This window comes from Pseudomonas gingeri, from assembly GCF_013386165.1.
GTDB classification, from domain to species: domain Bacteria; phylum Pseudomonadota; class Gammaproteobacteria; order Pseudomonadales; family Pseudomonadaceae; genus Aquipseudomonas; species Aquipseudomonas gingeri_C.
On record NZ_JACAOS010000016.1, the window covers coordinates 793488 to 815058 of the forward strand.

The 21571-nt window shown below is 61.0% G+C and carries 21 protein-coding genes and 2 pseudogenes; 15 read left to right on the top strand and 8 right to left on the bottom strand.

All coding sequences use genetic code 11. The features are described from left to right. Positions 1-105 precede the first annotated feature (105 nt). Both fadD2 and fadD1 read left to right on the top strand, forming a co-directional pair. Complete coding sequence (gene fadD2, locus HX866_RS19945) at positions 106-1794, top strand: long-chain-fatty-acid--CoA ligase FadD2 (protein WP_177096802.1); 1689 nt, start codon at positions 106-108, stop codon at positions 1792-1794. Positions 1795-2131: 337 nt separating this feature from the next. Further along, positions 2132-3829 (top strand): long-chain-fatty-acid--CoA ligase FadD1, encoded by a 1698-nt coding sequence (fadD1, locus tag HX866_RS19950; protein ID WP_177096803.1) that lies wholly within the window; start codon positions 2132-2134, stop codon positions 3827-3829. A gap of 63 nt (positions 3830-3892) precedes the next feature. Here fadD1 and HX866_RS19955 read toward each other — a convergent pair whose 3' ends face one another. Next, on the bottom strand, positions 3893-4273 hold the full coding sequence (locus HX866_RS19955; protein WP_177096805.1) for a hypothetical protein: 381 nt from the start codon (positions 4271-4273) through the stop codon (positions 3893-3895). A 210-nt stretch (positions 4274-4483) separates the two neighbouring features. Between HX866_RS19955 and HX866_RS19960 the strand changes: the two genes are divergently transcribed. The 3 genes from HX866_RS19960 (at position 4484) to def (ending at position 6348) form a co-directional block, all read left to right on the top strand. Next, a complete protein-coding gene (locus tag HX866_RS19960) occupies positions 4484-4675 on the top strand; it encodes a CsbD family protein (RefSeq protein ID WP_177096807.1) in 192 nt (63 codons plus the stop codon). Positions 4676-4861: 186 nt separating this feature from the next. Further along, positions 4862-5806 (top strand): YihY/virulence factor BrkB family protein, encoded by a 945-nt coding sequence (locus HX866_RS19965; protein ID WP_177096809.1) that lies wholly within the window; start codon positions 4862-4864, stop codon positions 5804-5806. Positions 5807-5808: 2 nt separating this feature from the next. After that, on the top strand, positions 5809-6348 hold the full coding sequence (gene def, locus HX866_RS19970; RefSeq protein WP_177125632.1) for a peptide deformylase: 540 nt from the start codon (positions 5809-5811) through the stop codon (positions 6346-6348). 22 nt (positions 6349-6370) lie between these two features. Here the strand turns inward: def and HX866_RS19975 are convergent, their stop codons facing one another. After that, complete coding sequence (locus HX866_RS19975; RefSeq protein WP_177103849.1) at positions 6371-7207, bottom strand: class I SAM-dependent methyltransferase; 837 nt, start codon at positions 7205-7207, stop codon at positions 6371-6373. Positions 7208-7266: 59 nt separating this feature from the next. Continuing rightward, positions 7267-7704 (bottom strand): GNAT family N-acetyltransferase, encoded by a 438-nt coding sequence (locus tag HX866_RS19980; protein ID WP_177140285.1) that lies wholly within the window; start codon positions 7702-7704, stop codon positions 7267-7269. A gap of 318 nt (positions 7705-8022) precedes the next feature. On the opposite strand from HX866_RS19980, the gene HX866_RS19985 reads away from it, so the two are divergent. The 4 genes from HX866_RS19985 (at position 8023) to HX866_RS20000 (ending at position 11455) form a co-directional block, all read left to right on the top strand. Continuing rightward, positions 8023-8964: a fatty acid desaturase gene (locus tag HX866_RS19985; protein WP_177125634.1), complete on the top strand. Its 942-nt coding sequence runs from the start codon at positions 8023-8025 to the stop codon at positions 8962-8964. Positions 8965-8973: 9 nt separating this feature from the next. After that, the gene (locus HX866_RS19990; protein ID WP_177140286.1) at positions 8974-9765 is read left to right on the top strand and encodes a phosphate/phosphite/phosphonate ABC transporter substrate-binding protein; all 792 of its coding nucleotides are present in this window, start codon (positions 8974-8976) and stop codon (positions 9763-9765) included. Between the two features lie 119 nt (positions 9766-9884). Continuing rightward, entirely contained in the window at positions 9885-10445 is a 561-nt protein-coding gene (locus tag HX866_RS19995; protein ID WP_177140287.1) for a sigma-70 family RNA polymerase sigma factor, read from the top strand. Further along, positions 10442-11455, top strand: a complete 1014-nt coding sequence (locus HX866_RS20000; protein ID WP_177125636.1) for an ABC transporter substrate-binding protein — start codon at positions 10442-10444, stop codon at positions 11453-11455. The genes HX866_RS19995 and HX866_RS20000 overlap by 4 nt, the downstream gene beginning before the upstream one ends. Positions 11456-11503: 48 nt before the next feature. Here the strand turns inward: HX866_RS20000 and gstA are convergent, their stop codons facing one another. After that, positions 11504-12106 carry a glutathione transferase GstA gene (gstA, locus tag HX866_RS20005; RefSeq protein WP_177103951.1) on the bottom strand — a complete coding sequence of 201 codons (603 nt, stop codon included), beginning with the start codon at positions 12104-12106 and terminating at the stop codon, positions 11504-11506. Between the two features lie 128 nt (positions 12107-12234). On the opposite strand from gstA, the gene HX866_RS20010 reads away from it, so the two are divergent. The 3 genes and pseudogenes from HX866_RS20010 to HX866_RS34850 all read left to right on the top strand — a co-directional run. Next, entirely contained in the window at positions 12235-13101 is an 867-nt protein-coding gene (locus tag HX866_RS20010; RefSeq protein ID WP_177103858.1) for a LysR family transcriptional regulator, read from the top strand. A 282-nt stretch (positions 13102-13383) separates the two neighbouring features. Continuing rightward, a pseudogene (locus tag HX866_RS34845) lies at positions 13384-14052 on the top strand (PAS domain-containing protein); the annotation flags it as partial. Between the two features lie 114 nt (positions 14053-14166). Beyond that, positions 14167-14598: pseudogene (locus HX866_RS34850) on the top strand (methyl-accepting chemotaxis protein); the annotation flags it as partial. A gap of 39 nt (positions 14599-14637) precedes the next feature. On the opposite strand, the gene HX866_RS20020 reads toward HX866_RS34850, so the two are convergent. Then, on the bottom strand, positions 14638-15195 hold the full coding sequence (locus HX866_RS20020; protein ID WP_177125637.1) for a hypothetical protein: 558 nt from the start codon (positions 15193-15195) through the stop codon (positions 14638-14640). A 169-nt stretch (positions 15196-15364) separates the two neighbouring features. Then, a complete protein-coding gene (locus HX866_RS20025) occupies positions 15365-16099 on the bottom strand; it encodes an NAD-dependent epimerase/dehydratase family protein (RefSeq protein ID WP_177140288.1) in 735 nt (244 codons plus the stop codon). 168 nt (positions 16100-16267) lie between these two features. On the opposite strand from HX866_RS20025, the gene HX866_RS20030 reads away from it, so the two are divergent. Further along, the gene (locus HX866_RS20030; protein WP_177096833.1) at positions 16268-16912 is read left to right on the top strand and encodes a DUF998 domain-containing protein; all 645 of its coding nucleotides are present in this window, start codon (positions 16268-16270) and stop codon (positions 16910-16912) included. Between the two features lie 48 nt (positions 16913-16960). Here the strand turns inward: HX866_RS20030 and HX866_RS20035 are convergent, their stop codons facing one another. Then, positions 16961-17992, bottom strand: a complete 1032-nt coding sequence (locus HX866_RS20035) for a LacI family DNA-binding transcriptional regulator (protein ID WP_177140289.1) — start codon at positions 17990-17992, stop codon at positions 16961-16963. A 227-nt stretch (positions 17993-18219) separates the two neighbouring features. Here HX866_RS20035 and HX866_RS20040 point away from each other — a divergent pair, with 227 nt between their 5' ends. After that, entirely contained in the window at positions 18220-18753 is a 534-nt protein-coding gene (locus HX866_RS20040) for a gluconokinase (RefSeq protein ID WP_177096837.1), read from the top strand. Between the two features lie 84 nt (positions 18754-18837). After that, a complete protein-coding gene (locus tag HX866_RS20045) occupies positions 18838-20190 on the top strand; it encodes a GntP family permease (protein ID WP_177096839.1) in 1353 nt (450 codons plus the stop codon). Between the two features lie 78 nt (positions 20191-20268). On the opposite strand, the gene alaC is transcribed toward HX866_RS20045, so the two are convergent. Beyond that, on the bottom strand, positions 20269-21489 hold the full coding sequence (gene alaC / locus HX866_RS20050) for an alanine transaminase (protein WP_177096841.1): 1221 nt from the start codon (positions 21487-21489) through the stop codon (positions 20269-20271). Positions 21490-21571 lie beyond the last annotated feature (82 nt).

Here is a 21571-nt window from a genome sequence, read left to right on the forward strand (position 1 = left end):
CATGTTTGCCTGATCCGCGTTAACTGCTAACGTCCGCTAAGCACCGCTTTTTTCGCCCTGGCGCGCAGGCGGCCCCGCAGAGGCTCAGGTAAGAGGACAAAAACAATGCAACCTGATTTCTGGAATGACAAACGCCCCACCGGCGTACCCCTGGACATCGACCTGGGCGCTTACAAGTCGGTGATCGAGGTGTTCGAGCGCTCCTGCAAGAAGTTCGCTGACCGTCCGGCGTTCAGCAATATGGGCGTGACCCTGACCTACGCCGAGCTCGAGCGCTACAGCGCGGCGTTCGCCGGTTACCTGCAAAGCCACACCGAACTGCAACCGGGCGACCGCATCGCGGTGCAGTTGCCCAACGTCCTGCATTATCCGATTGCCGTGTTCGGCGCGTTGCGCGCCGGGCTGATCGTGGTCAACACCAATCCGCTGTACACCGTTCGCGAGATGCGTCATCAGTTCAAGGATTCCGGCGCCCGCGCGCTGGTGTATCTGAACCTGTTCGGCCAGCGGGTCCAGGAAGTGCTGCCCGATACCCAGATCGAGTACCTGATCGAGGCGAGGATGGGCGACCTGATGCCCGCTGCCAAGGGTTGGCTGACCAACCTGGTGGTGGACAAGGTGAAGAAGCTGGTCCCAGCCTACGATCTGCCCCAGGCGACCTCGTTCAAGAGCGCCTTGCGCCTGGGCCGTGGTCACGGAATCCGACCATTGAACGCCAGCCTGGAGGATATCGCGGTGTTGCAATACACCGGCGGCACCACGGGGCTGGCCAAGGGCGCGATGCTCACCCATGGCAACCTGGTGGCGAACATGCAGCAGGCCCGGGGCTGTCTGTCCCAGCCGGGGCCCGATGGCCAGCCACTGCTCAAGGAAGGCCAGGAGGTGATGATCGCGCCGCTGCCGCTGTACCACATCTATGCGTTCACCGCGAACTGCATGTGCATGATGGTCACCGGCAATCACAACGTGCTGATCAGCAATCCGCGGGACATCGGCGCGTTTATCAAGGAATTGAAAAACTGGCGGTTCTCCGCGCTGCTGGGGCTCAATACCCTGTTCGTGGCCTTGATGGAGCATCCCGAGTTCAAGACCCTGGATTTTTCCAACCTGAAACTCACCAACTCCGGGGGCACCGCGCTGGTCAAGGCCACCGCCGAGCGCTGGCACACGCTCACCGGCTGTCGTATCACCGAAGGCTACGGCTTGACCGAGACTTCGCCGATTGCCTGCACCAACCCCTATGGCGACAAGGGCAAGCTTGGCACGGTGGGCCTGCCGGTGCCCGGCACCGCCTTGAAGGTCATCGATGACGATGGGGTCGAGCAGCCATTGGGTGAGCGCGGCGAGTTGTGCATCAAGGGGCCGCAGGTGATGAAGGGCTACTGGCAGCAGGCGGAGGCCACCGAACAGGTGCTCGATGCCGAGGGCTGGTTCAAGACCGGCGATGTCGCGGTGATCGAACCGGACGGCTTCGTACGCATCGTCGACCGCAAGAAAGACATGATCATCGTTTCCGGTTTCAACGTGTACCCCAATGAAATCGAAGACGTGGTGATGGCCCACCCGAAGGTTGCCAATTGTGCGGTGATCGGTGTCCCGGACGAGCGTTCCGGCGAGGCGGTGAAGTTGTTCGTGGTGGCACGGGACTCGGGGGTCAGCCTCGAAGAGCTGAAGGTCTACTGCAAGGAAAACTTTACCGGCTACAAGGTGCCCAAGCACATCGTGCTGCGCGATTCGCTGCCGATGACGGCGGTGGGCAAGATTCTGCGGCGGGAGCTGCGGGATATCGCCTAGGCCGCAATAGCGGTGGCGTTATTGAGAGACCCTTCGCGGCGGTCCGGGGTGCCGGGCCGCCGCGAAGCTTTTTGGGGGCCGAAATCCCCAGTCCAGAGCGAAATTCAAGCAAATAGAATTTTTACTCTAAAAGTGACCATTGGTGTTTCTTGAGTCATGTTTGTGACCATGAGGGCCACGTTTGGCTCTAGGCGACCTATGGCAAAGCTGCTACTCTCGGCGCGCTTTGTGACTTCTCGGCGTAAGTTAAAGCCGGATTCACCCAATAAAAAACACAGACAAATAATAATCGCATCAAATGCGGTGCTGAATTCGCGTTGCCGAGGAGTAGGCTTCCATGATCGAAGACTTTTGGAAGGATAAGTACCCTGCTGGGATTGCTGCCGATATCAATCCCGACGAGTACCCGAATGTTCAGACGGTATTGAAACAGTCTTGCCAACGATTCGCCAGCAAGCCGGCCTTCAGCAACCTGGGCAAGACACTCACCTACGGTGAGCTGTACGAACTGTCGGGCGCTTTTGCCGCTTACCTGCAACAGCACACCGACCTGCAACCCGGTGATCGCATCGCCGTGCAGTTGCCCAATCTGCTGCAATATCCCGTCGCGGTCTTCGGCGCCATTCGCGCCGGCCTGATCGTGGTCAACACCAACCCGCTGTACACCGCGCGGGAAATGGAACACCAATTCAACGACTCCGGCGCCAAGGCCCTGGTGTGCCTGGCGAACATGGCGCACCTGGCTGAAACCGTGGTGCCCAAAACCGGCGTCAAGCACGTCATCGTCACTGAAGTCGCCGACCTGTTGCCGCCGCTCAAGCGCCTGCTGATCAACAGCGTCATCAAGTACGTGAAGAAGATGGTCCCGGCTTATCACCTGCCCAAGGCCGTCAAGTTCAACGACGTGCTGAGCAAGGGCCATGGCCAGCCGGTCAATGAAGCCAACCCGCTCAGCAGTGACGTTGCCGTATTGCAATACACCGGCGGCACCACCGGCGTGGCCAAGGGCGCAATGCTGACCCACCGCAACCTGGTGGCGAACATGCTGCAGTGCAAGGCACTGATGGGCTCGGACCTCAATGAAGGCTGCGAGATCGTCATTACCCCTCTGCCGCTTTACCACATCTATGCCTTCACCTTTCATTGCATGGCGATGATGCTGATCGGCAACCACAACATCCTGATCAGCAACCCACGTGACTTGTCGGCGATGGTCAAGGAACTGTCGAAGTGGAAGTTCAGTGGCTTTGTCGGCCTGAACACCCTGTTCGTGGCGCTGTGCAACAACGAGGGGTTCCGCAAGCTGGACTTCTCCGCGCTCAAGGTCACCCTGTCCGGCGGCATGGCCCTGCAACTGGCCGCGGCCGAGCGTTGGAAAGCGGTGACCGGTTGTGCGATCTGCGAAGGTTACGGCATGACCGAAACCAGCCCGGTGGCGACGGTGAACCCGAGCCAGAGCATCCAGATCGGCACCATCGGCATTCCGGTGCCTTCGACCCTGTGCAAAGTGGTCAACGATGCCGGGGAAGAACAGGCCCTGGGCGAAATCGGCGAGCTGTGCATCAAGGGCCCGCAGGTGATGAAGGGCTACTGGCAGCGCCAGGACGCTACCGACGAAATCCTCGACAGCGAAGGCTGGTTGAAGACCGGCGATATCGCGATCATCCAGCCGGACGGCTACATGCGGATCGTCGACCGCAAGAAGGACATGATCCTGGTGTCGGGCTTCAACGTCTATCCGAACGAACTGGAAGACGTGCTGGCGACCCTGCCGGGCGTGCTGCAATGCGCGGCCATCGGCGTACCGGACGAGAAGTCGGGGGAGGTCATCAAGATCTTCATCGTCGCCAAGCCGGGCGTGACCCTGACCAAGGACCAGGTGATGGAACACATGCGCGCCAACGTCACCGGCTACAAGGTGCCCAAGTTCGTCGAGTTCCGTGATGCGCTGCCCACCACCAACGTCGGCAAGATCCTGCGTCGCGAGCTGCGTGATGCCGAACTCAAGAAGCTGGGCCTGAAGAAAATCGCCTGATCCTACAGGTAAAAACGACAAAGCCCCGCACTGCGGGGCTTTGTCATTTGTAGCCGGGGCTGTTCAGCGCTGCTGGAACGGCGCGAAGTCCACACCGGTGCCGGCCGGGCGCACGTCCTTGAGGAACGAGTCCTTGTCGGCGCTCAGTTCCAGGCTCAGGGTCGGTCGGCGCTTGCCGGCGTTGCGTACCACCAGGCCTTCCATCTTCTCGCGCAGGAACGCCGTGGTCACCTTCAGGTGCAGCAACTGGTCGGTGCTCGGGGTGTGCAGCAACAGGTGCACCCATTCGTATTGCCCGATCGCCAGGCGTGCCACCGGGATATCGAACCACCAGATGTTCTTGTTGCGGTTCAGTTCGGTGAAATGACAGTTGTTGACGCCCAGCACCGCGCCGCCCAGTTCCTGGTTGCGGCGGGCAATGGCCTGCTTTTTATCGAGTTTCATGACTTTCCTACCGTTATCGATTTTCAGCGCAGCAGCCTGAATCTGGTGCGCATTCTCGGGGGTTGGCGGGCAAACATAAAGGCAAACCTGAATTCTTCGATGAAAAGCCCCGTGCAAACACTCACTGAAAAAAAATGAAACTCCGCGCGCAGGCCTCGGGTCAACCTTATGTCGAGACATGACACCCGCATTTCTTATTGGAGAAATATCATGAGCAGCACCAGCGATAAAATCAAAGGCACGGCGAACGAAGCGGTGGGTAACGTCAAGCAAGCCGTCGGCAAGGCCACCGGCAACAACCAGATGCGCGCCGAAGGCAAGGCCCAGGAACTCAAGGGCGATGCCCAGAAGGCCGTCGGTAAAACCAAGGACGCCATCAAGAAAGGCGTCGACCGAGCCTGACCCTTCGGGGAGCGGACCGTGCGGCCATCCCAGGATGGCCGTTTTTGCGTGGCGGCTACACGGGTTAAGATCGAGAAACGCTTTGAGGGTCGCCAACGGCGTTGCTTTGCGTTAGAAAGAGCTGTGTCGGAACACCCTTTGAGTCGCCTTGACTCGCTACCTCTATTTGCGGCGAAAGGAGACGCTATGATTTTCCCTGAGTTGCGCGACCTGCCCCTGCATCGCGTGATGATGCGCACGGTCACTGAGTTCGTCGCCGACGAAATGTCGACCTATGCCTCGGCATTGGCCTACCAGATGCTGTTTTCGTTGTTTCCCTTCCTGTTGTTCCTGATCGCCCTGATCGGTTTCCTGCACCTGCCGGATTTCTTTACCTGGCTGCGCATGCAATCGGAACTGGTATTGCCGCCCCAGGCGCTGGACCAGGTCAACCCGGTGATCGACCAATTGCAGCAATCCAAGGGTGGCCTGCTCTCGGTGGGTATCGTCATTGCCCTGTGGACCGCCTCGGCCGGTGTGCGGCTGATGATGAGCGCGATGAATGCCGCCTACGACGTGGTCGAGGGCCGGCCGATCTGGAAGCGCTTCCCGCTGTCGATCTTCTACACCGTGGGCATCGCCGTGATGCTGCTGGCCGCCGCCGCGCTGATGGTGCTCGGGCCGCAGGTGATGAGCTGGCTGGCGGGGCAGATCGGCATGCAGGAGTACGTCGTCACACTGTGGACCTGGCTGCGCTGGCCGGTGGTGGTGCTGTTGTTGATGTTCGCCGTGGCCTTGATGTACTACGTGATGCCTGATGTGAAGCAGAAATTCCGTTTTATCACCCCCGGCTCGGTGCTGGCGGTGGTGGTCTGGATCGTCGCGTCCCTGGGTTTCGGCTACTACGTGAAAACCTTCGCCGACTACAACGCAATGTATGGCAGTATCGGGGCGATCATCGTGTTGCTGCTGTACTTCTATATTTCCGCGGCGGTCCTGTTGCTGGGGGCCGAGATGAATGCGGTGATCGAACACATGTCGTCCGAAGGCAAGAATCCTGGCGAAAAGGACTTCCACGAGCATGACGACACCCTGCCTATCTCCGGACTTGGGCGAGACCACTCGCCGAAGCCGACTACTGACGAAGCCTGATCATGATTCGTGAAATCCTGAAAATGGGCGATGAGCGCCTGTTGCGCATTGCGCCACCGGTGCCGCCGGAACTGTTCAACAGCAAGGAGCTGTGGGAGCTGATCGATGACATGTTCCAGACCATGGAGCATGTGGGTGGGGTCGGCTTGGCCGCGCCGCAGATCGGTGTCGACCTGCAACTGGTGATCTTCGGTTTCGAGCACAGCGAACGCTACCCGGATGCCGAGGCGGTGCCGCAGACCATCCTGATCAACCCGCTGATCACGCCCCTGGGACCGGAGTTGGAAGAAGGCTTTGAAGGTTGCCTGTCGGTGCCAGGGCTGCGGGGCGCGGTGGAGCGCTATTCGCGTATCCGCTACGAAGGCTTCACGCCCAATGGCGAGCCGCTGGTGCGGATCGCCGAGGGCTTTCATGCCCGGGTCGTGCAGCACGAATGCGATCACCTGATCGGACGCCTGTACCCGTCGCGGATCAGCGATTTCAGTAAATTCGGTTTCACCGAAGTGCTGTTCCCCGACCAGGACCCGACGGCAGACGACTGACCGCCGCCGCTCCCGGCCGCTGCTATTGGGCCGCCACCTTGCCGGGTTTGACGAAGCGCAGGGTCAGGCGGTCGGATTCACCGATGGCGAGGTACTTGTCCCGATCCTGATCACCCAGTCTCAGCGACGGTGGCAGGGTCCAGACGCCGCCAGGGTAGTCCTTGGTGTCCTTGGAGTTGGCGTTGATTTCGCTTTGTCCTTCCAGCGCAAACCCGGCATCGGTGGCCAGTTTCACTACGTAGGCGGTGGGCAGATAACCGCTTTGCTTGATGCTGGCCAGATCCGCGCCGTCCTGGGCCCGATGATCCACCACGCCGAGCACGCCGCCCGGTTTCAGCACCTTGAAGAAGGCGCTGAACATCGCCGGGGCGTCGTCGGCCATGACCCAGTTGTGCACATTGCGGAAGGTCAGTACCCGGTCCGCCGAGCCCGGCTTGCCGAACACCGGCGCCTGGGGATTGAACTCGACGACGCTGGCCTTGGCGTAGTGGCTCGGGTCCTTGGCGAATTTCTGCTTCAGGTTATCGGCCGAGCGCTTGGCGAACTCACTGGTCGAAGCGGCCTGCACGGCGGCAATGTAATGCCCGTGGTCCTTGAGCAGCGGCGCGAGCACTTCGCTGTACCAGCCCCCGCCGGGAGTAATTTCGATCACCGTCTGGTTGGTCTGTAAACCGAAGAACTGCAGGGTCTGCTGGGGGTGGCGGTAGCCGTCGCGGACACTGTTTTCCGGAGCCCGCCATGGGCCCGCGAGGACCTTGGCGTATTGCCCGTCGGTGATGGCGCTACTGGCGGTTGCGGCCTGGCTGGTGAATGGAGCGAGAAGGGCGGTCAAGGATAAAGCCACGAGCGTGCGTTTCATGATCATCCTGGTCAAAACGAGTGTGGGCTTGAGGCTATCACGGGCAAATGCGCCGTCGATCACACATTTTGCACAGTCGAGTTTACCAACGGTTCTATACCCAGGGCGATCATCGGCTTGCTCCGTGAGTAGCGCGCCAGGCGCTCTGCCAATGGCTGCGGCAGTAGCGGATCGCCGTGGAAGCCCTGGCGTTCATAAAACCCGCGCAGCTCGGGATGGCAGAACAGCCAGACCGGGCCGTTGCAGGTGCCGAGTGCCTGTTGCAACAGCTGTGCGGCGATCCCCCGGCCACGGGAGAGCGGGGCGACAAACAGCCCGGTGAGCCAATGCCCCTGGGCGACGGGGGTCAACGAAAGGCCGCCGATGATCTGCCCTTGCCGGGCCACCCACAGCTGTCCATCGCTGGCCGAACGCATGGGCGAGTTGTGCGCGCGGTAGAACTTGTTCAGCAGAGGCCGCAGCGTTTCCGGCAGCAGTGCGTAGTCGGGGTCGGGCATGGAATTCATCGGTGGTGGGGCGGGGCGCGGGATTATAAGAGAGCCGAAGTGCCCGGATGGGTGTATACCTTGAGTCTACATCCTCCTGGAGTGCGCATCATGAGCAAGGGTATGGATTCAAAGAAAGCCGCCAAGAAGAAACCCGCCAAGACTGCCGACGAAAAGCGTGCGGCGAAGAAGGTGAAGAAGGTTGATGTGCTCGGCCACTGAGGGTTCTAAGGATATAACCAATCGTTCTGCAAGATTTTCCGTCGGTAATTCACACCAGAGGATAAAGCCGGGGTTTATCCATCGGCTGTCCCTGTGTGAAGCCGACCGATGCCCAATTATCTTGATGTTGCCCAACGCGAAGAAATCCTGCACCTGCACCAAACCTTCACCGGTCGTACCGAATGGCCGACCTGGCTATTGCTGATCGGTGTCTATCTGAGCTGGTTCGCCGTGCTGCTGGCCAGTCCCTGGCTGGGCCTGTGGCCGAGCACCTTTTTGTTGATTCCTGTCGTCACGCTCTGGATGTCGGTGCAACACGAGCTGTTGCACGGTCATCCGACCCGTTTTGTCTGGTTGAACAAGCTGATGGGCTACGCGCCGCTCGCCGTCTGGTATCCCTATACCCTGTATCGTGACAGCCACTTGTTGCATCACCGCGACGAGGACTTGACCTTGCCCGGTCGCGACCCGGAAAGCCGCTACTTCAGCCAGCAGGACTGGCCGCATCGCTCGGTCCTGGTGCGCGGCCTGCACCGGTTGAACAAGACGGTCCCCGGTCGCCTGCTGCTGGGGGCGCCACTGTCCTTGTTCGGCCTGGTCAAGGAAGAAGGCCAACGCTTGCGCCGTGGTGATCGCCAGGCCTGGCTGATGTGGCTGACCCACGGCGCGCTGACCCTGTTGATGCTGGCGTTCATCGCCCGTTACAGCGTGATCCCGGTCTGGCATTACCTGTTGCTGATCAGCGTCCCGGCACTGTCGGTGGGGGCGCTGCGGTCTTTCTATGAGCACCGCCCGAATGCCTTGCCGGAGCAGCGCACGGTGCTCAACGAAGCGGGCTGGCCGTGGCGCTGGCTGTTCCTCAATCTGAACCTGCACCTGGTCCATCATGACCTGCCGAAACTGCCCTGGTATTTCCTGCCGAGGGTCTATCGTGCGCGGCGTGAGGCCTGGTTGGCGCGCAGTGGTGGCTACCTGGTAAAAGGCTATGGCGAACTGGCGCGGCGGCATGCCCTGCAAGTTGTCGATAGCCCACAGCATCCGTTTGCCTGAGGAACCTTCATGACTCACCGTTATGCCGAATTGTTGATGTATGTGGCGCCGCACGAAGTGCAGGAGGCCAACGAGCGCTGGATCGAACGGATCGTGGAAACGCTCGGTGTCCGCCGTGGTTCCGCCCGGGACCTGGAGCTGATGCAACTCTGGCTGTCGCCGCAGTTGTTGTTCACCCAGACCTGCGGCTATCCGCTGATGACCCTGTTGCGCGGCCAGGTCAAGCTGATCGGGCGTCCGCGCTATGAGTTCGAGCATGCCTCGGGCGGTACTCATTGCAGCCTGCTGTTGAGCCATGAGCGTGAAGGCCGACGCACGCTGGAAGACTTCTACGACAGCCGCGGGGTGATCAACGACGAAGGCTCCAACAGCGGGATGAACCTGCTACGCCATTCCCTGGCACCCCTGCATCAGGACGGTCGGTTCTTCGACAGTGTCGGGCAGAGCGGCGCCCACCGCGAAAGCCTGCGCTGGTTGCGTGAAGACCTGGCCGACCTGGCGGCAGTGGACAGTGTGAGCTTCGCCTACCTGGCGCGTTTCGCGCCCCATGAGGTGGCCGGTTTGAGAGTGGTGGCGCGCAGCGCCTTGAGTCCGTGCCTGCCTTACATCACCCATGCCGAGACGAGTGTCGAAGCGATCGAAGGCATTCGGGCGGCGATGAACCAGGCGCTGCAGGAGCTTCCCGATGTCGCCTCGACGCTGGGTTTGAGTGAAGTGCTGCCGGCGTGCGAGGCGGACTATCAGGTGTTGCTGGATTACCGGGATGAGGCTCAGGCACTGGGGTTTGCATCAATTCGTTAAATAACTAATAAGTATATAAAAATAGTTTTTAAGTATTATTAAAGAATAAGCCGTGTTGGTAGGATTCCTGCCACCGGACCACCGGACATACAGCGCATCTCTCTTGAATTGGAGCCACTATGTCCGGCGCCGACACACCTCACCGCGATTACGTGGGCGGATTGTTCCGTAGTCATTACCCATGGCTGTGCGCCCGTATGCGCCGCCACCTGGATTCCCGCGCCAGCGCCGAAGACATCGCCGCCGACACGTTCGTCCAGTTGCTGATGGCGCCCGACGTGGTGCCGATCCGCCAGCCGCGCGCGCTGCTGACCACCATTGCCCAGCGCCTGATGTACCAGCGCTGGCGCCGTCGCGACCTGGAACGGGCCTACCTCGATGTCTTGCAACAGATCCCCGACGCCGACGTGCTGTCGCCCGAAGAGCGGGCCCAGATGCTCGAAGCCCTGGAAAACATCGACTGCCTGCTCGATGGCCTGCCGGACAAGGTCAAGGCCACCTTCCTGCTGTCCCGCGTCAACGGCCTGACCTATCCCGAGATTGCCGCCGAGCTGGGCATTTCCCAGCGTTCGGTCAGCGACTACATGACCCGGGCCAGCAAGGTTCGTATTCCAACGGGGGAAATCCCGTGCAAGGCAACGATTGACCCTGAAAACCAAACCACCACGAGGCGAGCATGAAATCCATCAAGACCCTGTTCGGCGGCTCCATCCTGGCCCTGAGCCTGTTGGCCCAGCTGGCACCCGCCGCGGAAAAGAACGCCCCGATCCACTTCGGTGACATCACCTGGGAGAGCGGCAGCCTGATCACCGAAGTCCTGCGACTGATCGTCGAGAAAGGCTACGGCTACTCCACCGACACCTTGCCCGGCAGCACCGTGAGCCTGGAAGCCGCCCTGGCGAAAAACGATATCCAGGTCATCGGCGAGGAATGGGCCGGACGCAGCCCGGCCTGGATCAAGGCCGAAAACGAAGGCAAGGTGTTCGGCATTGGCGACACGGTCAAGGGCGCCACCGAAGGCTGGTGGGTACCGGAATACGTGATCAAGGGCGATCCGGCACGCGGCATCAAGCCACTGGCGCCTGACCTCAAGTCGGTGGCCGACCTGCCACGCTACAAGGACGTGTTCCGCGACCCGGAAGATCCGTCCCGTGGACGCTTCCTCAACAGCCCCACCGGCTGGACCTCGGAAATCGTCAACAGCCAGAAAATCAAGGCCTATGGCCTGAGCGACAGCTTCGTCAACTTCCGTACCGGCTCCGGCGCGGCACTGGACGCGGAAGTGGCGTCTTCGGTCAAACGCGGCAAGCCGGTGCTGTTCTACTACTGGTCGCCGACCCCACTGCTGGGTCGCTTCAACCTGGTGAAACTGGAAGAACCCGCGTTTGACGCCGAAGCCTGGAAGACCCTGGCCGACGCCAACAACCCGCACCCAAGGGGTACCCGCTCGATGCCGGCGCACCTGGCGATCGGCGTGTCCGCGCCGTTCAAGGCGCAGTACCCGGACCTGGTGGAGTTCTTTGCCAAAGTCGACCTGCCGATCGACCTGCTGAACCGCACCCTGGCCGACATGGCTGAAAAACGCCTGCCACCCCGCCAGGTCGCCGAAGCTTTCCTGCGTGAGCAACCACAGGTCTGGAACGCCTGGGTACCCTCGGCGGTGGCCCAGCGTGTAAGTGGCAGCCTGTGATGCTCAAGGGCCTGTGCCTGTTGCTGGGGCTGATCGAGACCCAGGGTATCAGCCCGCCTCCGCCGCCAGCGCGGCGATCACCGCCGGACGTTGCTCGACGCGTGCCATAAAGCGTTGCAGTGCCGGCCATGGCGCCAGGTCCAGGCCAAGGAAGGCTGTCCAGCGCAGCACGGTGAACAGATAGGCATCGGCCACGCTGAAGTGTTCGCCCAGCAGGTAGTCATGGGCTTCCAGGGTGCTGCTGAGCAGGGTGAAACGCTTGTACAGCTTGTCGCGGAAAATTGCCTTCACCTCATCCGGTATCGCGCTGTTGAACATCGGCCCCATCGCGCCATGCACTTCGCCGGAAATGAAATTCAACACTTCCTGCAAACGCGAGCGCTCCCAGCTGCCATTGACCGGCGCCAGTCCGGCCTCGGGCTTGAGATCGGCGAGAAACTGCACGATGGCCACGCCTTCGGTGAGTACCCGACCATCGTCCAGTTGAAGCGCCGCGACATAACCCTTGGGATTGATCTTGAGGAAATCTTCACCGTGCTCGGTGACTTTGCTCTGGTTGTCGACCCGTACCAATTCGAAGGGCAGGCCGAGCTCACGCAGGACGATATGCGGTGACAGCGAGCAGGTGCTGGGAACGTAGTACAGCTTCATGACGATGAGACTCCCTGGGTAATGATCGTGTTCAGCCTTGACGGCCTTGGCGAGCGGCAGTGTCATAGGTAACCCTGACCTGGGTAAAATTAATTCTTCAGAAAATAGCCATAAGGTCAGCTACTGTCATGATGAATCTGCTCCATTGGCGCCTGTTGGTGGCGGTGCTCGATACCGGCACCCTGACCCATGCCGCCGAACAGGTCGGCCTGACCCAGTCGGCGGCCAGCCAGGCGTTGGCGGCAATGGAACAGACCCTCGGTGTCCAGTTGTTCACCCGCCATGCCCGCCAGTCGTTGCCCACCGCCATCGGCCAGCAGGTCCTTGCCCAGGCGCGGATCATGCTCGCGGCCCTGGAGAACATCCGCCAGCAGGTCGACAGCGACAAAGGGCTGGTCGGCGGCAGTATCCGCCTGGCGAGTTTCCCCATGGTCCTGAGCACCTTCTTGCCCCCGCTGCTGCGCCAGTTCCGCCAACGCCATCCCGGCATCGAGGTGGTGGCGCTGGAGGTCAGTGACGATGAAGTGCAGGCGATGCTCGCCAGTGACACCGTGGATGTCGGCGTGGTGCTCAACCCGGATATTAAAAGCGGCGCCCTGGAGCTTGGACGCGATACCTGGGTTGCGGTGGTCCCACTGGGTCACCGGTTGGCGGCCAGGGGCAGCGATGGCTGTGTGAGCCTGGCCGAACTGGTGGCCGAACCCTTTGTGCTGGCGACCGGCGGTTGCGCGGTCAATGCCCGCAGCATTGCCGGCGAAATCGGTCTGTCGCTGCAGGACATTCGGGTCGAGGTTCGTGAGTGGAGCAGCGCCTATACCCTGGTGCGGGAAAACCTCGGTGTGACCCTGGTCCCCGAGCTGGCCCTGCCCACCGAGCGCAAGGGCCTGCGGGTCTTGCGCCTGGACGTGACGATCGAGCGGCGCTTCGGCTTGCTCGCTTCAAGCTCGGGGGCGCGCTCGGCGGCGGTGCAGGCTTTGTTCGAAATGTTGCGCTGATTTGCGCGGTATTGGTATCGAATCAGCTGGCAACCGTTGGTTGCTGGCGATTGGCTTGCATCCAACCGACGGCTGTCTATGCTTTCAGATGGATTTATATGAAGGACGAAATCCAACCGTTCAAGGTGAAGTCGTCACTCGGGCCCATCCATTGACAGCGCTGAAGGGATTTAAGCCATGTTTGATTCTCGTCGCAAATCCGACCTGCTGGAAATTCAACGTTTTTCCTGCGAGTTATCCGACGTCAACGCCAAGATGGCGGCCATCAGCCGCTCCATGGCGATGATCGAGTTCAGCCCCGACGGCCATATCCTCGACGCCAATGCCAACTTCTGCACGGCCATGGGTTATGCCATCGATGAGATTCGTGGCAAGCATCATCGGTTGTTTTGCGAAGAGTCCTTTGCCAACAGCGAGGAATACGCCAAGTTCTGGCGCGACCTGGCCCGTGGCGAAGCCCTGAGCGGCGAGTTCATGCGCCTGGACAGTCAGGGCCGCGAGGTCTGGCTGGAGGCCAGCTACATGCCGGTCCTGAATGCCGATCGTCAGGTGCGCAGCGTGATCAAGGTCGCAGCGGACATTACCGAGCGTATGCACCTGGAGCATGAGAACCAGAGCATCGTGAACGCCTTGAGCCGGTCCATGGCGATGATCGAGTTCACCCCGGACGGCAAGGTGATCAAGGCCAACGAGAACTTCCTCAAGACCCTGCACTACAGCCTCCCTGAAGTGGTCGGCCATCATCACAGCATGTTCTGCCTCCCCGCCGAGCGCGACTCAGCGGAATACAAGGCGTTCTGGGCGTCCCTCAATCGCGGGGAATATCACTCACGCCGGTTCGAGCGGGTTGATAAATACGGTCATACGGTTTTTCTCGAAGCGTCCTACAACCCGATCTTCGATGCCAAGGGCCGGCTGTATAAAGTGGTGAAGTTCGCCAGCGATATCACCGCCCAGGTCACCAGCCTGCAATCGGCGGCCGAGTCGGCGCATTCCACCTCGGTGCAGAATGACGCCAGCGCCCAGAAGGGGTCGCAGGTGGTGCAGCAGACCGTGGAAATCATCGAGGAAATTTCCCGCAACCTGAACGATGCGGCGCAAAGCATCGACGCGGTCAATCGTCAGTCCGATGTCATCGGCAGCATTGTCCAGACCATTCGCGGGATTGCCGACCAGACCAACCTGCTGGCGCTCAATGCGGCCATCGAGGCGGCGCGGGCCGGGGAGCACGGACGCGGCTTCGCAGTGGTGGCCGATGAGGTTCGTAACCTGGCGGCGCGCACCAGCCAGGCGACCCTGGAGATCGTCGCCGTGGTGGGCAAGAACCATGACCTGTCCCACAGCGCGGTCACGAGCATGCAGTCGAGTCTCAGCCGAACCGGGCGCGGGGTCGAACTGGCGAACGAAGCGGGAGAGGTTATCCTGGAAATCCAGCAGGGGTCGCGGCATGTGGTGGATGCCATCAGCCAGATCAATGCGACCTTGCAGTTGCCCTGATAAAGGTAGCCGGCAAGCCGGCTACCACAGCCGATCGATTTACTGGCTGGCGCTGGCCAGGAAGGCCCCGGCTGCCTGCTGGTCGCCAGGGGTGGCCTGGTTGTCCGCAGTCTTCGCGTTGAACTCCATCTTCATGCGCTCGGCAATCTTGTCTTCGATGCCTTTCTGCTTTTCCGGCGACATGCTTTTCAGATCATTTTCGGTCAGGCCTTCTTCCTTGAGTATCTGATCACGGATGCGCTGGGCCACCGGCTTGCTCATGTAGTCCTTGAATGCCTGCGCCGCGCCGCTGTCGCTGCTCGCCACGGCAGGGGGCGCCATGCGGGTGGTCGGCGCTGTCGCGGTCAGGGTGGCGGGGGCCGCGACAGTCGGTACGGAGGCCTGCAACTGCACACGGGTCTTGGCGAAGGCCGCATTGACGTTGTCGGCGATCTGGTCCGCGGCATTTTGGGTGCCGCTGGCGCTGCTGGTGGCGCTGGCCGCCTGGGCATTCTGGATAAAACCGCTGGACAGCGCATTGGCAGCGGCGGTGGTCGGATCCAGGTCCGTGCGATGGCTGGGCTGAATCACTGGGTTATAACGGGCATTGACCAACATGGGATAAACCCCTGAATGTGGGAACATGACCCATGTCAGCAATTTGTATGCCTATCGGTACAAAGCCGGACTTATCAAGGCTTGGCGGATACACAGCGGGTAAAAAAGCCGCGGCGGGCGGAGGGGGCTTGCCGCCTGGATTGCCGCTCCCGGCAGTGCACTTCCGCAGTCAGTGCAGCGGCAACCCGAACTCCTGGGACGCATCGTCCATGGGGTGATAACCCAGGACCCGGCTGGTTTCGCTCAGGTCCAGGCGCTTGAAGCGGTTGTTGGAGATGCCGTAGGCCACCAGATGCTGTACGTCTTTGACCTCGATCGCCCGCTGCAACAATTGCACGGCGTCCCGTGGACTGAGCCAGGTACTCAGGTCGGCGGTCTTGTACAGGTCATGATCGTCGGGAAACTTGAAGGCGCCGATACGCAAGACAATGCACGATAGTCCGCGCTGGGCCGAGTAGAAGGCACACAGCGCTTCGCCGTAGCACTTGCTCACGCCGAATAAATTGGTCGGCATCACCGGCATGCCCGGCGTGATCTGCCGGCCCTGCGGGTAACCTTCGATGGTCTGGGCGCTGCTGGCGAACACCACGCGCTTGCACTGTGCGTTCGCGGCAGCCTCCAGCAGGTAGGTGGTGGCCAGGATATTGTTGGGCAGCAGTTCCTCGATGGACGAGTCGGCAAAGGGGATACCGGCCAGGTGCACCACCACGTCGATGCCGTCGACCAGGGCGACGAGCTCTTCCTTGTCAGCCATGTCGAGGCGGACGAAGCGGTGATCGCCGATGGCAAAATCCGGTTGATGGCGGTCGGCGAGAACAAAGTTGTAATGCTGTTGGGTCGCTTGGAAAAAGGTCTTGCCGATACGGCCGCAGGCACCGGTCAGCAACACTTTGAGTGTGTTCATTCAGACTTCCATGTAATTTTTTTTACGCTTGAATGAAGGCTTTGTGACGAATCAGGATAGACCATGGCCGCCAGTCTGCTTGCTTGATAAAAGGCTGGATCGAGGTTCACGTGGCGTTTTACGATAGTGGCCTGTCGCTTTCACTTACTGTCCAGAGGTCCCCGCTAGATGCACAAGGCATTGCGTAAATTCGGCTGCGTGGCCGGAGTGTTGACGCCTTTCTGGTTGCTTGTCGGGTTGGCGCTGGTCGGGGCCCTGTATCCGGGCTACAGCCATCTCAATCAGGCCATGAGTGAATTGGGGGCGCTGGGTGCGCCCACCCACGAGTTGTCACCGTTGATCAACAACCTGCCCCTGGGGCTGCTGTTCTTCGCTTTCGGCGTGACGGTCTTCGCCTGTTTCGAAGGGCGTGGCCTGGCGCAGATCAGCGGCGTGTTGATTGCGCTCCACGGGATTGCCAGCCTGTTCACCGGTTACTTTTCCTGCGATGCGGGTTGTGGCTTGCAGCACCCATCCTTCAGCCAGACCGTGCATAACAGCGCGGGGCTGATGATGTTTCTGACTTTGGTCATCGCCAACGCCTTGTGGGTTTACCTCGCCAGTCGTTTGCTGGGCTCGAAAGCCTTCGCCTGGTTTTCCCTGGCATGCACCTTGGTGGCCGTGGCGGCGTTGCCGTTGATGGGACTGGCGGTGGCGGCGGGAGAGGGCTTCGGCCTTTACCAACGAGTGAACTACGGCGCGTCGGTGGTGTGGATCGGGGTATTTGCCGCGCTGTTGCTGATCAGGGAAAAACGTCGTTCCGATCAGGTTTGATATCCACTCCCCGCTGAGTCGGGGAGTGCTCCAGGTGCTGGCGGCGGTTCAACTGCTTTCGCGCACCATCAGTTCATAACCCATGTCCTGCACCGGCTGGGCTACCGGGTTACCGGCCATCAAGCTCAGCATCTGTTCCGCCGCCCGCCGGCCAATGGCCTCCCGCGGTGTGCGGATGCTGCTCAGGCGCGGGACCATGAAGGCCGAGCCGGGCAGGTCGTTGAAACCCACCACCGCGACCTGTTCCGGCACCTTGATGCCACAGCGTATGGCCTCCAGCAGGGCGCCCTGGGCCAGGTCGTCGTTGCCAAAGAAGATCCCATCGACCTGGGGATGGTTGTGCATCAGTTGCAGGAACAACTCGCCGCCCAGGCCTACCGACGAAGGGCGCGGGGTCAGTAATTCCAGATCCGGGTGATACAAGCCTGCCGTCTGCAACGCCTGGCGAAAGCCTTCGCCACGCAGGAGCGTGCGCTGGTCCAACTGCGCACCGATATAGGCCAGGTGCTTGCGACCCCGGGAGATCAGGTGTTCGGCCACGGTGGCGCCGGCGTTCTGTTGCGAGAAGCCGACACAGTTCACCCCGGCGCCGGGGTCCAGGTCCATCATGTAGACGCACGGCACGTTGCTCGCCTCGATCATCCGCCGCGCGCTTTCCGAACGGTCGAAACCGGTCAGCAACAGGCCCCGTGGCTGGTAGGACATGTAGTTGCGCAGCAGGTTTTCTTCTTCGTCGCGGGAGTAATGATAGTTGCCGATCAGCACTTCAAAGCCGCGCGGGCGCAGCACCGAGTGAATGGCTTCCAGGGTGTCGATAAACAGCAGGTTGGACAACGACGGCACCAGCACCACCACGGAATGACTCTGGGCCGAGGCCAGGGCACGGGCGGCCGGATTGACCACGTAGTTCAATTCCTCTGCCGCATGTCGGACTTTTTCCACCAGTTCCGTGGCCACGCTGCTGATGCCACGCAGGGCCCGCGACGCGGTGATCGGACTGACGCCGGCCAGGCGCGCGACTTCGCTGAGGGTAGGGCGTCCCGTGGTACGGGTATTTTTATCGGTTTTGGTGGAGGTCATCGGGCGGCTTGCCAAACAAAATTCAAGGCACTAAGGTAGCGCTGTCTCGACGAGCCTGCAATTGTCTGAGCGTGGTTGGCCTGATCGCGCTGGATGCTGTCGTGGAGAGTGACCGCTTCCCCCCATAAAAATGACAAGAAAGCGTCGGCAGTTTGTGTTTTGTGCTTTGCTTTCCAAGTAATGGAAGGCCTGACAAAGACAGCGCTGTCTACGTGCTGAGGTGTTACATGAGTCAACCCATCACCGCCCTGGTCATCATGGGCGTCTCCGGTTGCGGCAAGTCCAGCGTGGGCGAGGCCCTGTGCCGGCTCAATGGCGCGACCCAGATCGAAGGCGACAGCTTTCACCCCGCCGCCAATATCGCCAAGATGAGTGCCGGCATCCCCCTGACCGATGACGACCGTGCCGGCTGGCTCGACAGCCTGTGCGACGAGTTGCGCGCGGTCCTGGCCACGGGCGGCCATCCGGTGCTGACCTGCTCGGCGCTCAAGCACAGCTACCGCGAGCGCCTGCGCAGTGCGGCGCCGGGGCTGGGTTTCGTGTTTCTCGAACTGAGCCGTGAAGTGGCCGCCGAGCGGGTGGCCCATCGCCCCGGGCACTTCATGCCTTCAACCCTGATCGATAGCCAGTTCGCCACCCTTGAGTCACCCGTTGGCGAGCCCCTGACCCTGGCCCTCGATGCCTCGACCCAGAGTATCGAGCGTTTGGCCCAGTCGGCCCATCGCTGGTGGCAGGCCCACGGGCTGGATCGATCCGCCTGATTTTCGTCTCGAAAAGATAGCGCTATCCCAATCGGCTATCGTCAAACAACGCAGCGTATAAAAACAACAAGCAGGAGACACCTTATGTTTGGACTGTCCCACGAGACCTATCTGTTGCTGGATGCAGTGGTCACGATTATCGGGCTGATCGTGTTGATCACCCGCTTCAAGATTCACCCCTTTATTGGCCTGATCATCGCTTCGGCGTTTCTCGGCCTGACCTCGGGCATGCCTGCGGACAAGATCATCAAGGCGTTCCAGGACGGCTTCGGTGGTGTGCTGGGTTTTGTCGGTATCATCCTTGCGCTGGGTACCATGCTCGGCAAGATGATGTCCGATTCCGGTGGTGCCGATCAGATCGCCCAGACCCTGATCCGTGCCTTCGGCAAGGAGCGGGTGCAATGGGCGATGATGTGCTCGGCGTTCCTGGTGGGCATTCCGCTGTTCTTCGAAATCGGCTTTGTGCTGCTGATTCCGCTGGTGTTCATCGTCGCGCGGCGTACCGGCGTGCCACTGATCAAGATCGGCATCCCGCTGCTGGCCGGGCTCTCGGCGGTGCACGGCCTGGTGCCGCCGCATCCGGGGCCGCTGCTGGCCATCGGGGTGTTCAACGCCGACATCGGCAAGACCATTTTCTACGGTCTGATCGTCGCCTTGCCGACTGCCATCATCGCCGGGCCGATCTACGGCACCTTCATTGCCAAGTACATCCCGGGCAACCCTTCCCAGGAACTGGTCGACCAACTGGCCCGCGAGCCGGAAGTCAAAGCGCTGCCGAGTTTTGGCGTGACCCTGGTCACCGTGTTGCTGCCGGTGTTCCTGATGCTGCTCAAGACCTTCGCCGACATTGCCCTGCCGGATGGGCATTTCTTCCGCATCTGGATGGACATGATCGGTCATCCGATCAGTGCCTTGCTGCTGGCCCTGCTGTTGGCGTTGTATACCTTCGGCAAGCGTCAGGGCATGGATTCCAAGCGTGTGCTCAAGTTGCTGGATGCGAGCCTGGCGCCGACGGCGGCGATCATCCTGATCATCGGCGCCGGCGGTGGTTTCAAGCAGATGCTGGTGACCAGTGGCGTGGGTGATGTGATCGGGCATATTGCCGTGAATGCGCAGATTTCGCCGATCCTGCTGGCATGGCTGGTGGCGGCGGTGATTCGCGTGGCCACGGGCTCGGCGACGGTCGCGACCATTACCGGGGCGGGTATCGTGATGCCGGTGGTGGACCTGATCCCCGGAGTGAACCGCGAACTGTTGGTGCTGGCGACGGGGGCGGGTTCGTTGATCCTGTCCCACGTCAACGATGCCGGGTTCTGGCTGGTCAAGCAGTACTTCAACATGACCGTGGCCGAGACGTTCAAGACCTGGACGGCCATGGAGACCATTCTGTCAGTTGTGGCTCTGGTGTTTATCCTGCTGCTGTCGCTGGTGGTCTAAACGACTCGGGGCCGACACTCATGATGAATGTCGGCCGCAATAAATGTGGCGAGCGGGCAAGCCCGCTCGCCACCCGGGTTATTCCGCGCTGGCTTTCTTCAGCAGGCCATCGGCGCGGAACATCCCGCGAATTCCGCGTACGGCCTGGCGAATGCGGTCGAGGTTTTCAATCAGGGCGAACCGCACATGGTCGTCGCCGTACTCGCCAAACCCAACCCCCGGCGAGACGCAGACCTTGGCTTCGGCCAGCAGCTTCTTGGCGAATTCCAGCGAGCCCATCTGGGCATACTCTTCGGGAATCTTCGCCCAGACATACATCGATGCCTTGGGGTTTTCGACCATCCAGCCCAGTTCATGCAAGCCCTTGACCAGCACGTTGCGGCGTTGGCGATACTGCTCGGCGATGTCCTTGACGCATTGCTGATCGCCTTCCAGCGCAGCGATGGCCGCCACCTGCAAGGGCGTGAAGGTGCCGTAGTCGTGGTAGCTCTTGATCCGCGCCAGGGCACTGACCAATTCCGGATTGCCGACCATGAAACCGATGCGCCAGCCCGCCATGTTGTAGCTCTTGGACAGGGTGAAAAACTCCACCGCGATGTCCTTGGCCCCCGGCACCTGCATGATCGACGGGGCTTTCCAGCCGTCGTAGACGATGTCGGCATACGCCAGGTCGTGGATCACCAGCACGTCGTACTGTTTGGCCAGGGCGATCACCCGTTCGAAGAACTCCAGTTCCACGCACTGCGCGGTCGGGTTCGACGGGAAACCGAGAATCATCATCTTCGGCTTGGGAATGGAACCGCGGATGGCCTTTTCCAGTTCGGCGAAGAAGTCCACGCCGGGTACCAGTGGCACCGAACGGACCTGGGCGCCGGCGATCACCGCGCCGTAGATGTGAATCGGGTAGCTGGGGTTGGGCACCAGCACCGTGTCGCCCTGGTCGAGGGTGGCGAGCATCAGGTGCGCCAGGCCCTCTTTCGAACCGATGGTGACAATGGCTTCGCTTTCCGGGTCGATATCGACCTGATAACGATCCTTGTACCAGTGGGAAATCGCCCGGCGTAGCCGTGGGATACCCTTGGACGTGGAGTAGCCGTGGGTGTCTTCGCGTTGGGCGACGGTGACCAGTTTTTCGACGATATGCGGCGGGGTGGCGCCGTCGGGGTTACCCATGCTCAAGTCGATGATGTCTTCGCCACGACGACGGGCGGCCATCTTCAGCTCGGCAGTGATATTGAATACGTAAGGGGGGAGTCGATCAATGCGCGCAAAGCGGCGCGGCGAACCTGGGTTGGCCATGTAAACCTCTGACACGTAAGCGCCCGGAACCGTCCGAGCGACGTTGGCCACTGCGGTGGCCTGCGGGGCAGACAATAAAGGG